The organism is Glutamicibacter sp. AOP38-B1-38 (assembly GCF_052377485.1).
Taxonomy (GTDB): Bacteria; Actinomycetota; Actinomycetes; order Actinomycetales; family Micrococcaceae; genus Glutamicibacter.
The window spans coordinates 98,297-113,216 of the sequence record NZ_JBQSWU010000004.1; the positions used below are offsets into that span (position 1 = coordinate 98,297).

Annotated in this window: 11 protein-coding genes and 1 tRNA gene; 11 read left to right on the forward strand and 1 reads right to left on the reverse strand. The window is 66.2% G+C overall.

What is annotated here, in order from left to right; translation table 11 throughout:
• Positions 1–208 precede the first annotated feature (208 nt).
• The 4 genes from ACT3TP_RS03650 (at position 209) to ACT3TP_RS03665 (ending at position 4,237) form a co-directional block, all read left to right on the forward strand.
• Positions 209–1,216, forward strand: coding sequence for an ABC transporter substrate-binding protein (locus ACT3TP_RS03650; RefSeq protein ID WP_444619396.1), 1,008 nt, complete (start codon positions 209–211; stop codon positions 1,214–1,216).
• Between the two features lie 99 nt (positions 1,217–1,315).
• Positions 1,316–2,236: an ABC transporter permease gene (locus ACT3TP_RS03655; RefSeq protein ID WP_141393459.1), complete on the forward strand. Its 921-nt coding sequence runs from the start codon at positions 1,316–1,318 to the stop codon at positions 2,234–2,236.
• Complete coding sequence (locus ACT3TP_RS03660) at positions 2,229–3,020, forward strand: ABC transporter ATP-binding protein (RefSeq protein ID WP_096283923.1); 792 nt, start codon at positions 2,229–2,231, stop codon at positions 3,018–3,020. Before ACT3TP_RS03655 ends, ACT3TP_RS03660 begins: the two co-directional genes overlap by 8 nt.
• 188 nt (positions 3,021–3,208) lie before the next feature.
• Positions 3,209–4,237, forward strand: a complete 1,029-nt coding sequence (locus ACT3TP_RS03665) for a CobW family GTP-binding protein (protein WP_444615459.1) — start codon at positions 3,209–3,211, stop codon at positions 4,235–4,237.
• A gap of 79 nt (positions 4,238–4,316) precedes the next feature.
• On the opposite strand, the gene ACT3TP_RS03670 is transcribed toward ACT3TP_RS03665, so the two are convergent.
• Positions 4,317–4,392 (reverse strand) — tRNA-Arg (locus ACT3TP_RS03670).
• 153 nt (positions 4,393–4,545) lie between these two features.
• Here ACT3TP_RS03670 and argS point away from each other — a divergent pair.
• The 7 genes from argS (at position 4,546) to prfA (ending at position 14,918) form a co-directional block, all read left to right on the forward strand.
• Positions 4,546–6,186 (forward strand): arginine--tRNA ligase, encoded by a 1,641-nt coding sequence (argS, locus tag ACT3TP_RS03675; RefSeq protein ID WP_096283919.1) that lies wholly within the window; start codon positions 4,546–4,548, stop codon positions 6,184–6,186.
• 5 nt (positions 6,187–6,191) lie between these two features.
• Positions 6,192–7,613, forward strand: a complete 1,422-nt coding sequence (gene lysA / locus ACT3TP_RS03680; protein ID WP_444615460.1) for a diaminopimelate decarboxylase — start codon at positions 6,192–6,194, stop codon at positions 7,611–7,613.
• The gene (locus ACT3TP_RS03685; RefSeq protein WP_444619398.1) at positions 7,614–8,903 is read left to right on the forward strand and encodes a homoserine dehydrogenase; all 1,290 of its coding nucleotides are present in this window, start codon (positions 7,614–7,616) and stop codon (positions 8,901–8,903) included.
• Positions 8,904–10,004 carry a threonine synthase gene (gene thrC, locus ACT3TP_RS03690; RefSeq protein ID WP_444615461.1) on the forward strand — a complete coding sequence of 367 codons (1,101 nt, stop codon included), beginning with the start codon at positions 8,904–8,906 and terminating at the stop codon, positions 10,002–10,004.
• Between the two features lie 104 nt (positions 10,005–10,108).
• Entirely contained in the window at positions 10,109–11,041 is a 933-nt protein-coding gene (gene thrB / locus ACT3TP_RS03695; RefSeq protein ID WP_096283911.1) for a homoserine kinase, read from the forward strand.
• A gap of 330 nt (positions 11,042–11,371) precedes the next feature.
• On the forward strand, positions 11,372–13,693 hold the full coding sequence (rho, locus tag ACT3TP_RS03700) for a transcription termination factor Rho (protein WP_096283909.1): 2,322 nt from the start codon (positions 11,372–11,374) through the stop codon (positions 13,691–13,693).
• 148 nt (positions 13,694–13,841) lie between these two features.
• Positions 13,842–14,918, forward strand: coding sequence for a peptide chain release factor 1 (gene prfA / locus ACT3TP_RS03705; RefSeq protein WP_444619400.1), 1,077 nt, complete (start codon positions 13,842–13,844; stop codon positions 14,916–14,918).
• Positions 14,919–14,920: the final 2 nt, after the last annotated feature.

Consider the following 14,920-nt stretch of genomic DNA (forward strand, 5'->3'; position numbering starts at 1 on the left):
GTCCGGCATTGGCCGTTTCAAGGGGCAAACGTCTTTGGTATCACCGGGATCATGGGCGAAGTGAGGTCTTTCACATGTAAGATCGTGGGTAATCACCTGCACGTGGTTCGGGCAGTTCCCGGTTCGCTTGTCTTCGCCGATGAGCTGGCTACCGGGCCACCGTGCACGGGGACATCACTCGCACAGGGAACTTGTTGAAAGGATCACCATGAAGCGATTCACCGCTTTGAAATTAGCCGCAGTGGCCGCCACCGGCGCGCTGGCATTGACCGCTTGCGGAGGGGGCACCGGCAGCGAGGGGTCCGGCGACGGCGGAGCCGCCGCCGAAGGCCCGGTCAAGATCGGCATTTTCCAGTATGTCTCGCACCCATCCCTTGACGCCGTCACCAAGGGCTTCAAGCAGGGCATGGAAGACGCCGGCTACACCGGCGACAAGATTTCCTACGACGACAATAACGCGCAGGGCGACCAGGCCACCAACGCCTCGATCGCCGGCAAGCTCGCGGCCGACAGCGACATCGACCTGGTCCTGGCGATCGCCACCCCATCGGCGCAGGCCGCGGCCCAGTCGATCACCAGCATTCCGGTGCTCTTCTCCGCGGTCACCGATCCGATGGACGCGAAGCTTGTGGCCTCCAACGAGGCTCCGGGCGCCAACGTCACCGGCACCTCGGACAAGAACCCGGTCAAGGAGCAGCTGGAACTGCTCAAGGAGCTCTCCCCGGATGCCAAGAAGGTCGGCATCGTCTACTCCTCGGGCGAAGCGAACTCCGCCATCCAGGTCCAGTGGGCCGAGGAAGCGGCCGGCGAGCTCGGCCTGAGCATCGAAAAGTCCGCCATCTCCGCGCCTTCCGAGGTGCAGCAGGCGGCCAACTCGCTGGACGTCGACGCCTACTACGTGCCGACCGACAACGCGGTCGTCTCCGCGCTGGAAGGCCTGCTGCAGACCGCGCAGGGCAAGAAGGTCCCGGTGATCGCCGCCGATGGTGACTCCGTAAAGCGTGGCGCCACCGCCACCTACGGCATCAACTACGAGAAGCTCGGCGAGCAGACCGCGGTGATGGCGGACAAGCTGCTCAAGGGCGAGGCGGAACCGGCCACTATGCCGGTGGAAACCCTCACCGAGGTGGAGCTGTACCTGAACGAAACCGCCGCGACGAAGATCGGCATCGAGTTCTCCGAGGAACTGAAGTCCGAGGCGGTCGAAACCTACTAGGGCCAAAGCACCACCCACCTGCGAGGAAGGCGAGGCGAGCACGTAGACGCCTCGCCTTCCTCGTGACCAAGAACCTTCTCACAACTCAAGGATCCAATTATGATCACAGCGGTTGAACTCGGGCTCATCTACGCCCTGATGGCGCTCGGGGTATATCTGACGTTCCGCATCCTGGATTTCCCGGACCTCACCGTCGACGGCAGCTTCACCACCGGTGCCGCCGTCGCCTCGGTGGGCATCGTGAACGGGATGAACCCCTGGCTGGCCACGCTGCTCGCCTTCTTCGCCGGCATGGTCGCCGGCGCGATCACCGGCCTGCTGCATACCAAGGGCAAGATCGACGGCCTGCTCGCCGGTATTCTGACGATGATCGCCCTCTACTCGATCAACCTGCGCATTATGGGCAAGGCGAATACGCCGCTGCTGGGCGAGGACACGCTGATCAGCCCGCTGCGCACGGCGGGAATTCTCGGCTCCGCGGGCTCGATCCTCATCCTCTTCGCGGTCGCCTTGGTCTTCGTGGCCGCGATCGTCTGGTTCCTGCACACCGAAATGGGCATGGCGATGCGCGCCACGGGGGACAACCACGAGATGATCCGCTCCTTCGGGGTGAGCACCGATAGCCAGAAGATCCTGGGCCTGGCCCTGTCCAACGGCTTTGTCGCCCTCTCCGGCGCGGCGATCGCCCAGTACCAGGGCTTCGCCGATGTGGGCATGGGCATCGGCGTGATCCTGATCGGGCTGGCCTCGGTGATCGTCGGCCAGGCCATCTTCACCCAGCGCTACATCTGGCTGGCCGCTCTGGCCGTCGTCTTCGGTGCGGTCATCTACCGGCTGGTCATCCAGTTCGCGCTGGTCGCCGGGCTGGAGGTCAACGACATGAAGCTGATCTCCGCGGTGCTCGTGGTGGTGGCGCTGCTGCTGCCGAAATGGAAGGGCTTCCAGAAGATCGTGAAAACCTTCAAACGCAAGGATTCGGACGCCGCGCCGATCCAGGAAGAGGTGCGCAGCCATGCTTGAAATTTCCAACCTCTCACGGACCTTCTTCCCGGGAACCGTCAACGAGCGCAAGGCGCTGCGCAATATCAACCTGAACCTCGGGCCCGGCGAATTCGTCACCGTCATCGGTTCCAACGGCGCGGGCAAGTCCACGGTGCTGAATATGGTCGCCGGCAAGCTCTTCCCGGATACCGGGACGGTCACCGTCGACGGCAAGAACGTCACCAAGATGGCCGACTACACCCGCGCCAGGTACATCGGCCGGGTCTTCCAGGATCCGATGGCCGGCACCGCGCCGACGATGACCATCGAGGAGAATATGGCCCTGGCCCACGCCCGCGGCCGCTTCCGCGGTTTGGGCATGGGGGTGGGTGCCAAGCGCCGGAAGCTGTTCGTCGAGGAGCTCAAGTCCCTGGAGCTGGGGCTGGAAAATCGCTTGAAGACAAAGGTCGGGCTGCTCTCGGGTGGCCAGCGCCAGGCGCTCAGCCTGCTGATGGCCACCTTCTCCAAGCCGAAGATCCTGCTGCTCGATGAGCACACCGCCGCGCTGGATCCGCAGCGCGCGGCCTTGGTCTCGCGGCTGACCAACGAGATCGTGCAGCGCCATGCGCTGACCACGCTGATGGTCACGCACAATATGGAACAGGCGCTGGCCCTGGGCACCAGGCTGATAATGATGCATGACGGGCAGATCATCCTGGACCTGGACCAGGAGGCGAAGAGCAAGATGACGGTCAAGGGCCTGCTGGGCGAATTCGAGAAGATCAAGGGCGCGCAGCTCGACGATCGTACGATGCTGCAGTAGCTTTTGCCGCTTTGCCTTTCCGCTGGCCGCCGGCTCTCCCCGTATTCCGGGGTTCGCCGGCGGCCATCGGTGCTTTAACCGGACAACGCGGCGGCGCGCGGCGTACTAGGGTGGGAGCGGTTGAAGAATTTCCCGCTCGCGGCTTCCGCAGCACCGGCGAGCACCGCATGAAAGGTCCAGGTGGATAGATGGCACGCAGGCAGATTCCGGTGATCGCGCTGACCGGATACTTGGGGGCCGGCAAAACCACCGTGCTCAACCACCTGCTGCGCACCCCGGGGGCGCGGATCGGGGTGGTGGTCAACGATTTCGGGGCCATCAATGTCGACGCCGGGCTGATCACCGGGCAGGTGGACGCCGCGCAATCCATCACTGGCGGCTGCGTGTGCTGCCTGGACGATTCCGGGGGACTGGACGAGGCCCTGGCCAGGCTCGCCGCGCCGCGGCTGCGGCTGGACGTGATCATCATCGAGGCCAGCGGGGTGGCCGAACCGCTGTCCCTGGCCCGGCTGATCCGCTTCAGCCAGGCGAAGAACATCCGGCCCGCCGGGCTGATCGAGGTGGTGGATGCGGCGAACTACTTCGAGACCGTGGACACCCATGCCGATCCGCCGGCGCGATTCGAGGCCGCCTCGCTGGTGGTGCTGAACAAGCTCGACCAGCTCGGACAGGAAGCTCACCCGGGCGAGGATAAAGCCGACGTCCTGGCGCGCATCGCAGAGCGCATCGCACTGCGCAATCCGCGCGTTCCGCTGGTGCGCGCGGTGCGCGGGGCCATCGACCCGGAGCTGGTATTCGACGTGGCCCTGGCCGAAGACCCCGAAGACCAGCTGCCGCTCGGCGCGCTGATGCGGGCCGAGCACGGCTCGCATACCCACCAGCATGCCGCCTCGGTGAGCGTGGCCGCCGCCGCTCCCATCGCGGCCGGCGCGCTGCTGGACCTGCTCGAGCGCCCGCCGTCCGGGGTCTACCGGCTGAAGGGGGTCGTCCAGGTGGCCACGGCCCGCGGCGCGAAATCCTGGGCGGTGAACCTGGTCGGGCGCCATATCCACGTGGCCGCGCATGCTTCAGGCGAGGCAGCGGGGCTGGTGGCCATCGGCGTCGGGATCGACGAACATCTGGTGCGCGGGGCACTGGAAGAAACGGTGCAGCCAGCACCGGGTCCGGACGCGGAGGGGATGCGCCGGCTGCAGCGCCACGCCCGGCTGAGCGGCTGAGCGCCAGCCTCGGCGGCGGGGCAGCGACCCGGCACCGCGGGGAAAAGAAAAAGGCCCCGCAACTGCGGAACCTTTTTGCTGGTGCCCCTGAAAGGAATCGAACCTTCGGCCTTCTGCTCCGGAGGCAGACGCTCTATCCACTGAGCTACAGAGGCAAGTTGCTGGGCAACAGGAAAAATACTATCAGGTGAAAGCGCCATCTGCGCAATTGGCCCGGCGGCGCGCCAGCGCGGGGGATGCCTGCAGCATCACAGGGTGCAAAGTCATCAATGCCGAAGATGCCTGCGAAAAACCGCTATTCTTGAACGGTGACTCCTGAAGAACTCTCCGCTGCCATATCCGCATGCCTGACGCAGGCCGTAGCCGCCGGCGAAATCGCCGTCGAGGTACCCGACACCGTGCGCGTCGAGCGACCCAAAAGCCGTGAGCACGGCGACTGGGCGACCAACATCGCGCTGCAACTGGGCAAGAAGGCCGGCATGGCCCCGCGCGACTTCGCGCAGATGCTGGTGCGACGGCTTTCCGAAGTCCCGGGCGTCGGCGCGGTGGAGATCGCCGGACCCGGCTTCCTGAACATCACCCTGGACGCGGCCGCCGCCGGCGAGCTGGCCCGCTCCATCGTCGAGGCCGGGGCGAGCTTCGGGCACAACCAGGCGCTGGCCGGGCACGTGGTCAACATGGAATTCGTCTCCGCCAACCCCACCGGCCCGCTGCATATCGGCCACACCCGCTGGGCGGCGCTGGGAGACGCGATCGCCCGCGTGCTGCGCGCCTCGGGCGCCGAGGTGACCAGCGAGTACTACATCAACGACGCCGGCAACCAGATGAACGTGTTCGCCCGCTCGGTGTACAACCGCATGCATGGCCTGCCGGTCCCCGAGGGCGGCTACCCGGGGGAGTACATCAAGGAGCTGGCCGACATCGTGCAGGGCGCCGCCCCGGAACTTGCCGAGCAGGACGAGGCCACCGCGCTGCCTAAGCTGCGCGAACTGGCGTACACCGCGCAGCTGGCGGACATCAAGTCCACGCTGGCGGACTTCGGCGTGCACTTCGATGTGTTCTACTCCGAATCCACCCTGCATGACGGTGGCGCGGTGGCGGACGCCGTCGCCCGGCTGCGCGAACAGGGGCATATCTTCGATCTGGAGGGCGCGGTCTGGCTGCGCACCACCGACTTCGGCGACGACAAGGACCGGGTGCTGATCCGCGCCAACGGGGAACCGACCTACTTCGCCGCCGATGCGGCCTACTACCTGTCCAAGAAGGACCGCGGCTTCAGCGAGAAGATCTACCTGCTCGGAGCCGACCACCACGGCTACGTCAACCGGCTGAAGGCCATCGCCGCCTGCGCCGGGGATGACAAGGACAAGAACATCGAGGTGCTGATCGGCCAGCTGATTTCCGTCAACGGTGCGAAGCTCTCCAAGCGCGCGGGCAATATCATCGAGCTGCGCGATTTGATCAACTGGATCGGCGCCGACGCGCTGCGCTACTCGCTGGCCCGCTACCCGGCCGATTCCCCGATCGCACTGGATCCGGAGCAGCTGAAGAAGAACACCAACGACAACCCGGTGTTCTACGTGCAGTACGCCCATGCGCGCTCCTTCGGCGCCTCGGCGAATGCGGTCGCCAAGGGCGTCACCCGCGAGAGCTTCGACGCGGCGCTGCTCACCGACCCGAGCGAGAACGAACTGCTGGCCGTGCTCGGCCAGTTCCCCTCGGTGGTCGCCGGGGCCGCGCAGTCGCGCGAACCGCACCGCATTGCCCGCTACCTGGAACAGGTCGCCGGGGCCTACCACTCCTGGTATGCGGCCACCCGCGTCACCCCGCTGGGCGACGACCCGGTGCAGGAAGTGCACCACACCCGGCTGTGGCTGAACGACGCCACCACCCAGGTGCTGGCCAACGGACTCGGATTGCTGGGCGTTTCGGCCCCGGAGAGGATGTAATTCTTATGACCGCTTCACCACTGGCTCCGGCCTGGCTCAGTTTCCCCGCCGACCCCAACGCGCTGCGCGAAGTGCAGTGGGCCTCCGGAGTTTCCCGCGATGCCCACGGCGAAGTGGCCGTGCAGGGCGTGCCGGTCTCGGAGCTCGCCAGGGAATTCGGCACCCCGCTGTTCGTGCTGGACGAAAACGATTTCCGCGCCCGCGCCCGCGGCTTCAAGACCGCCTTCGACGCCGCCTTCGCGCAGCTGTGCGGCGAGGTGGACGTGTACTACGCCGGCAAGGCGTTCTTGTGCACCGAGGTGGCCCGCTGGGTCACCGCCGAGGGTTTGCGCCTGGACACCTGCTCCGGCGGCGAGCTCGCGGTGGCCCAGGCCGCCGGCGTGCCCGGGGCGAATCTGTCGCTGCACGGGAACAACAAGTCCGTGCCGGAGATCTCCCGCGCCCTGCGCATGGGCGTGGGACGCATCGTCATCGACTCGCTGGACGAGCTGGAACGCGTGATCTTGGTCGCAGCCGCGGAGGGGATCGCGGCGCAGGTGATGCTGCGCCTGACCCCCGGGGTGCACGCCTCCACCCACGAGGCCATCGCCACCGCGCACGAGGACCAGAAGTTCGGGCTGTCCATCCAGCCCGGGCCCACCGGCACCTCCCCGGCGCTGGCGGCCATCGCCCGCGCCCTGGAAGCCCCGGGCATCAACCTGCTCGGCCTGCACGCGCATATCGGCTCGCAGATCTTCGACGCGGAGGGCTTCGCCATCGTCGCGCGCACGATGCTCGGCATCCTCGCCGAGGTGCGCGAACGCCACGGGGTCACGCTGCCCGAACTGGACCTGGGCGGCGGCTACGGCATCGCCTACACCGAGGCCGACCGCCCCTCCACCCCGGCGAAGCTCGCCGGGCAGATGGCCGAGGTGGTCGCCGCGACCTGCGCGCAGCTGGGCATCGACTGCCCGCGGCTTTCCATTGAACCGGGCCGCGCCATCGCCGGGCCTTCGACCTTCACCCTCTACGAGGTGGGCGTGCGCAAGGACGTGTTCGTCGAAGACGGGGCCGGGGGCACGGCGCCGCGGCGCTACGTGTCGGTGGACGGCGGGATGAGCGACAACGCCCGTCCGGTGCTCTACGACGCGGACTACAGCGCCGTGCTGGCCAACCGTGTGACGCAAAGCGACGCGATTATTTCTCGCGTAGTTGGGAAACACTGCGAGTCGGGTGACATAGTCGTGAATGACGTTTACCTGCCCGAGGACGTAGCCGCCGCCGATTTGCTGGCGGTTCCGGGCACCGGCGCCTATTGCTGGGCGCTGTCGAGCAACTACAACTACCTGACCCGTCCGGCGGTGGTTGCGGTGCGCGACGGCCAAGCCCGTCTGATCGTGCGCAGGGAAACCGAATCCGATTTGTTGGCCCGTGACATGGGAGTTTAAGTGAGCGGTGAAAAAAGCCTGAAGGTCGCCCTGCTGGGTTGCGGCACGGTAGGTGCCCAGGTGGCACGAATCCTGATCGAAGACAGCGGCGCCCTGGCGGCCCGCTCCGGCGCGAGTCTGGAACTGACCGGGATTGCCGTGCGCAATCTGGAAGCCAAGCGCGATGTGCAGCTCGACCAGCAATTGTTCACCACCGATGCCAACGCGCTGATCGATGGCGCCGACGTGGTGATCGAGCTGCTCGGCGGCATGGAGCCGGCCGGGGAGTACATCTCCCGGGCGCTGGCCCGCGGGGCCAGCGTGATCACCGGGAACAAGGCGCTGATCGCCGCCCGGGGCGCCGAATTGAACGCGCTGGCCGCCGCCTCCGGCGCCCAGCTGCGCTACGAGGCCGCGGTGGCCGGGGCGATTCCGATCCTGCGCCCGATCGCCGATTCGCTGGCCGGGGACCACATCACCAAGGTGATGGGCATCGTCAACGGCACCACCAACTTCATCCTCGACGCGATGGACACCACCGGCGCCGCCTTCGACGATGTGCTCGCCGAAGCCCAGGCGCTCGGCTATGCCGAGGCGGATCCAACCGCCGACGTGGGCGGGCACGATGCCGCCGCGAAGGCCGCGATCTTAGCCTCGCTGGCCTTCCACACCACCGTCTCCTCGGACCAGGTGCACACCGAGGGCATCACCGAGGTGTCCGCCGCCGATGTATCCGCGGCCGCCGCGGCCGGCTACGTGATCAAGCTGCTGGCCATCGCCGAGAAATCCGAGCAGGGCATTTCGGTGCGCGTTTACCCCGCGCTGGTCAACCGCAGCCACCCGCTGGCCACCGTGCACGGTGCGTTCAACGCGGTGTTCGTCCAGGCGCAGAACGCCGGGGACCTGATGTTCTACGGTGCCGGGGCCGGCGGCAACGCGACCGCATCGGCGGTGATGGGCGACGTTATCGCCGTCACCCGCCAGCTGGCCGCCGGGGCCCCGCTGCCCAATGGCTCCGCGGATGCCGCCGCGAACCTGATGGACTTCTCCGCGATCACCACCCGCTACTGGATCGGGTTGACCGTCTCCGACGAGCCCGGAGTGCTCGCGCGCATCGCCGCGATCTTCGGCGAGCATGGGGTCTCCATCGAATCCATGAACCAGCAGGCGGCGCAGCCGGAAGCAGCGGCCCAGCTGCGCATCCTCACCCACCAGGGCACCGAGGCCGCGCTCAGCTCCACCGTGGCGGCGCTTTCGGCGCTGGACGCGGTGGATTCAGTCCTATCCGTAATGCGAGTTGAAGGAAACTAAGTGGCGCATCAGTGGCGTGGAGTCATCCGCGAATATGCCGACCGACTGCCGGTCGATGAGAACACCCAGGTCATCACGCTCGGCGAAGGCGGGACCCCGCTGGTCTTCGCTCCGGCGCTGAGCGAATTGACCGGATCGAGCGTCTACCTCAAGGTCGAGGGAATGAACCCGACCGGATCCTTCAAGGACCGCGGCATGACCATGGCGATGACCGCCGCGGTGGCCGCCGGCGCCAAGGCCGTGGTCTGCGCCTCCACCGGCAACACCTCCGCCTCCGCCGCGGCCTACGCCACGCAGGCCGGGCTGAAGTGCGCGGTGCTCGTCCCGGAGGGCAAGATCTCCATGGGCAAGATGTCCCAGGCGATTGCGCACGGGGCCGACATCATCCAGATCGACGGCAACTTCGACAACTGCCTGGACGTGGCGCGCAAGCTGAGCGAGAACTACCCGGTGTTCCTGGTGAACTCGGTGAATCCGGCGCGCATCGAAGGCCAGAAGACCGGCGCGTTCGAGGTCGTCGACTTCCTCGGCGACGCCCCGGACTACCATGTGCTTCCCGTCGGGAACGCGGGCAATATCACCGCCTACTGGAAGGGCTACAAGGAGTACGCATCCGAGTACACCAACCAGGCCGGCGGCAAGCTCGCGGCGGTCTCCACGAAGACCCCGATCATGTGGGGCTTCCAGGCTGCCGGCGCCGCGCCGATCGTGCTGGGCCACCCGGTGACCGAACCGGACACCATCGCCACCGCGATCCGCATCGGCAACCCGGCCAGCTGGGAGCAGGCCGAGGCCGCGCGCGATGAATCCGGCGGACAGATCGATTCGGTGACCGACGAGGAAATCCTCGCCGCGCACCGCTGGCTCTCCTCCCGCGAGGGCGTGTTCGTGGAACCTGGTTCCGCCGCCGGGGTTGCCGGGCTGCTCAAGCACCACGGCGCCGGAAACGTGCCGAAGGGCAAGAAGATCGTCATCACCGTCACCGGCCACGGCCTGAAGGACCCGAACTGGGCCCTGCAGAACCCGGACGGCACACAGGTGGAACCGACCAAGGTCGGCTTCGACGTGGTCGAAGTCGCCACCGCCCTGGGCCTGGCCTAAAAAATGCAGCATCGGCCCGCCGCATCATCTTTCGATGCGGCGGGCCGAGCACTATCCGAGCCAAGATTGATACGCCGATGAACCCCGAACTTCTCGAAGGAACCATGACGCAGCAGATCGCCCTGGGCCAGCACCTCATCGTGGCCCCGCCGGCCACCAGTGCAAACCTCGGCCCGGGCTTCGACTCGCTGGGCCTGGCGCTGGAATACCGTGACCGCCTCGAAATCCGCACGGCCGAGCAGAGCTCCGTGACGCTCACCGGGCAGGGCGCCGACACGCTGCCCACGGACGAGTCGCACCTGATCATCGCGCAGATGCACGGCTACTGGAAGGCGCGCGGTTTCGCTCCGGTGGGCATCGAGCTGAACGCGGAGAACAATATCGAGCATGCCCGCGGCATGGGCTCCTCCGCCGCGGCCATCGTTGCCGCCTTCGCCGCCGCCGACGCCTTGCTCCCGGAAGAAGCGCGCGGCGGGATCGACGCCATTTTCCAGGCCGCCGCCGCCTGGGAGGGGCACCCGGATAACGTGGCCCCGGCCGTGTACGGGGGGTTGAGCATTTCCACCACCGATGCGGCAGGTAGCTTCAGCACCGTGGCCGTGCCGCTGCATCCGGCGGTGCGCGCGGTGCTCGCCGTGCCCTCGAATGGGCTTTCCACCGAGGCCGCCCGCGGAGTGCTGCCCGCGCAGATCGACCACGCGCAGGCCTCGGCGAATTCCGCCAGCGCCGCGCTGCTCATCCACGCGCTGAGCAATGACCCAAGCCAGCTGCTCGGCGGCACCCGGGACTACCTGCACCAGGACTACCGGGCGGTGGCCATGCCCGAAAGCGCCGCGCTGCTGCGCGCCTTGCGCGGGAATTCTCTGGCCGCGGTGGTCTCCGGGGCCGGTCCCACGATCTTGACCTTGGTCTCCGATGAGGCCCAGCTGCAGGCCGCCCGCGCGGTAATCGAGTCATTCGCCACAGGATCTTCGGTGTCGTGGAGCATTAAAGTGCCCGAACTGGCCAAGAACGGTGTTACAGTAGAAGTGCTGTAACACTCACGGCAGACCGGATTGCTGAGCGCATTGCGCAGTAGTGAATCCACTTGGCCAGTGTTGATCGGGCGAAATCGGTTTACCGTACTTTCGTTCGTCCAGCCGTTCCGGATCTTTTCTGCAGTTCGCAGCACCTCTGATATCCCACGTTTGTGCACTCCTCGTGCCGTCGAGATATCAACCTTTTAAGTCCAGCGTTTGCCTTACACAATCTTTTAGCGTGAGCGGCCTGGATGGCGTGATGACCATCGAATCTCGGTCGTGACGCCTATACATACGGCACAGTGGGTTGCTTGAACCAGCCCATCCTACGAGTCAGAAGGAACTTTCGTGACCGAAACCACAAGCCTCAACGAAGGCGTGGACACCAAGACTTCCGAAACCAAGAGCGCCGGCCTGGCCTCTTTGAAGATGACCCAGCTCCAGCAGCTGGCCTCCCAGCTAGGTATTACCGGCGGATCGCGCATGCGCAAGGCCGATCTGGTGAAATCCATTGGCGATCATCAGCGCGGTGGCTCTGTAGCTTCCAAGGAAACCGGCAAGGAATCCGCCAAGGCAGCTAAGGCTCCGGCCAAGGAGCAGAGCGAAACCGCGGAAAAGGCTCCTGCGAAGAAGGCAGCGGCCAAGGCCCCGCGCGGTCGTCGCGCACCTAAGGCCGAGGCCGAGGCGCCAGCTCAGGGCGAGGCTTCGACCCAGGCGGCAGCTCCGGCTGCTGCAGAGCCGAAGACCGAGCAGACAGAAAAGCCTGTGCGGGCACGTCGCACCTCGCGTCGCGTCACCGATTCGGGCAAGGTCACCGCTCCGGCAGCCGAAGGCGGCGAAACTCCTCAGCCAGCGGCCGAGCAGGCTCCGGCCGCGAAGGCCGAGCAGACGCAGGCTCCGCGCCAGCGACGCAACTCGCGTGCCAAGGCCGAACCGGTCGCCGCGGAGAACACCGAAACCGCTGCGGAAGCCAAAGCAGATGCTGGCGCATCGGCCCCGGCCGCCGAGGGCGAAAACCAGCCAGAGGCCCGCGAAGAGCGGCGCGAACGCGGCAACCGCCGCGAACGCAATTCCAATCGTCGCGAGCGCAACGCCGATCGTGGCGAGCGCGCTGAGCGCAGCGAGGCCGACACCGATCGTGAAGAGCGCGGCAACAACCGCAACGATCGTGAAGAGCGCGGCAACAACCGCAACGATCGCGAAGAGCGCGGCAACGACCGCAATGACCGGCGTGAGCGCAACAACGACCGCAATAGCGACCGCAACAACGAGCGCAACGACGAGCAGGGCGCAAACGACTCCGAGGACCGCAATGAGCGTTCCAACGATCGCAACGACCGCAATGCCGAGCGCAGCGAACGCAACCGCAACCGCCGCGAACGTAACCGCGGGGATCGCAACGATCGCAACGACCGCAGCGATCGTAACGACCGCAATGATCGTAGCGACCGCAATGATCGCAACGACCGGAACAACCGCAACCGCCGCAACCGCCGTGATGACCTGGACGAGCCACAGCTGAGCGAAGACGATGTCTTGCTGCCGGTGGCTGGCATCCTGGACGTGCTGGAGAACTACGCGTTCGTCCGCACCTCCGGTTACCTGCCGGGCCAGAACGACATCTACGTCACGCTGGGCCAGGTCAAGAAGTACAACCTGCGCAAGGGCGACGCGATCGTCGGTGCGGTCCGCGCTCCACGCGATGGCGAAACCCCGAACCCGCGCCAGAAGTTCAACGCCCTGGTGCAGCTGACTTCGGTGAACGGTAAGAAGCCCGAAGACAACAAGGAGCGCGTCGAGTTCAACAAGCTCGTTCCGCTGTACCCGACCGAGCGCCTGCGCCTGGAAACCGATCCGAAGCTGGTCGGCCCACGTGTGATCGACCTGGTCGCCCCGATCGGCAAGGGCCAGCGTGGCCTGATCGTCTCGCCTCCAAAGGCCGGCAAGACGCTGATCCTGCAGGCCATCGCGAACGCGATCACCATCAACAACCCAGAAGTGCACCTGATGATGGTGCTCGTTGATGAGCGTCCCGAAGAAGTCACCGACATGCAGCGCACCGTGAAGGGTGAGGTTATCGCCTCCACCTTCGACCGCCCGGCAGATGACCACACCACCGTCGCAGAGCTCGCCATCGAGCGCGCCAAGCGCCTGGTGGAAATGGGCATGGACGTCGTGGTCTTGCTTGACTCGATGACCCGTCTGGGCCGTGCGTACAACCTGGCCGCTCCGGCCTCCGGACGTATCCTGTCCGGCGGTGTGGATTCGGCCGCGCTGTACCCGCCGAAGCGCTTCTTCGGTGCCGCCCGCAATATCGAGAACGGCGGCTCGCTGACCATTCTGGCTACCGCGCTGGTGGAGACCGGGTCCAAGATGGACGAGGTCATCTTCGAGGAGTTCAAGGGCACCGGCAACATGGAGCTGCGCCTTTCGCGCAAGCTCGCCGACAAGCGCATCTTCCCGGCGGTCGACGTCAACGAGTCCTCCACTCGCCGCGAAGAGCAGCTGATGAGCGCCGAAGAGGTGCGCATCATGTGGCGTCTGCGCCGGATGCTCTCGGGCATCGATCCGCAGCAGGCCCTCGAGGTGCTCACCGGCAAGATTCGCGAAACCGAATCGAACGCCGAATTCTTGATGCTGGTCAATAAGACCACTCCCAACAAGGATTAGCACCCCTGACCGCCATGGCGTCCAGGCAGTTGGCATTTCACGCCGACCGCCTGGACGCCATCGGCGCGTCACACGACATAGACTTTGACTACAGCGCGCGACGCACGATCCGTGAGCCGGGCAACGCATAACAGGAAGAACAGCCAACATGTTTGAATCCGTCAAGACGCTACTTGAGGAGCACGCCGCGATTCAGGCGGAGCTTTCAGACCCAGCGGTCTACGCCGACCAGGCCAAGGCCCGCAAGCTCGGACGACGTTCGGCTCAGCTCAAGGGCATCGTCGACGCGTACAACAAGTGGAAGCAGGCCAGCGAGGATCTGGAAGCCGCGCAGGAAATGGCCGATGAGGATCCGGAGTTCGCCGAAGAGGTCGAAACCCTCAAGGCGGACCTGCCCGAGCTGGAGGAGAAGCTGCGCCGCCTGCTGATCCCGCGCGACCCGAACGACGCGCGCGACGTGATCCTGGAGGTCAAGGGCGGCGAAGGCGGCGACGAGGCGGCCCTGTTCGCCGCGGACCTGCTGCGCATGTACACCCGCTTCGCCGAGCACAAGGGCTGGAAGGTGGAGATGATCTCCTTCAACGAGTCCGATCTGGGCGGCTACAAGGACGCCCAGGTGGCGATCAAGGGCAAGTCCAACGACCCGGCCGAAGGCGTCTACGCGCAGCTGAAGTTCGAGGGCGGCGTGCACCGCGTGCAGCGCGTCCCGCAGACCGAATCCCAGGGCCGCATCCACACCTCGGCCGCCGGCGTGCTGGTGCTGCCCGAGGTGGACGAGCCCGAAGAGGTGGACATCCACGCGAACGATCTGAAGGTCGACGTGTACCGTTCTTCCGGCCCCGGCGGGCAGTCCGTGAACACCACCGACTCCGCGGTGCGCCTGACCCACATCCCCACCGGCATCGTGGTTGCCATGCAGAACGAGAAGTCGCAGATCCAGAACCGTGAAGCCGCGATGCGCGTGCTGCGCTCGCGTCTGCTGGCCCACCAGCAGGCCATCATCGACGAGGAGAACTCGGCGGTGCGCGCCAGCCAGATCCGCACCATGGACCGTTCCGAGCGCATCCGCACCTACAACTACCCGGAAAACCGCGTCGCGGACCACCGCACCGGCTACAAGGCGTACAACCTGGACGCGGTGATGGACGGCGAGTTGGCTCCGGTGATCGAATCCTGCATCCAGCTCGATGAAGAAGAGCGCCTGGCGGCGCTGGGCGAACGCTAAGC

Bases quoted from the DNA above. Each gene is read 5' to 3' on its own strand.
- ACT3TP_RS03650 (WP_444619396.1), top strand. From the start codon at position 209: ATGAAGCGATTCACCGCTTTGAAATTAGCCGCAGTGGCCGCCACCGGC.
- ACT3TP_RS03655 (WP_141393459.1), top strand. From the start codon at position 1,316: ATGATCACAGCGGTTGAACTCGGGCTCATCTACGCCCTGATGGCGCTC.
- ACT3TP_RS03660 (WP_096283923.1), top strand. From the start codon at position 2,229: ATGCTTGAAATTTCCAACCTCTCACGGACCTTCTTCCCGGGAACCGTC.
- ACT3TP_RS03665 (WP_444615459.1), top strand. From the start codon at position 3,209: ATGGCACGCAGGCAGATTCCGGTGATCGCGCTGACCGGATACTTGGGG.
- lysA (WP_444615460.1), top strand. From the start codon at position 6,192: ATGACCGCTTCACCACTGGCTCCGGCCTGGCTCAGTTTCCCCGCCGAC.
- thrB (WP_096283911.1), top strand. From the start codon at position 10,109: ATGACGCAGCAGATCGCCCTGGGCCAGCACCTCATCGTGGCCCCGCCG.
- prfA (WP_444619400.1), top strand. From the start codon at position 13,842: ATGTTTGAATCCGTCAAGACGCTACTTGAGGAGCACGCCGCGATTCAG.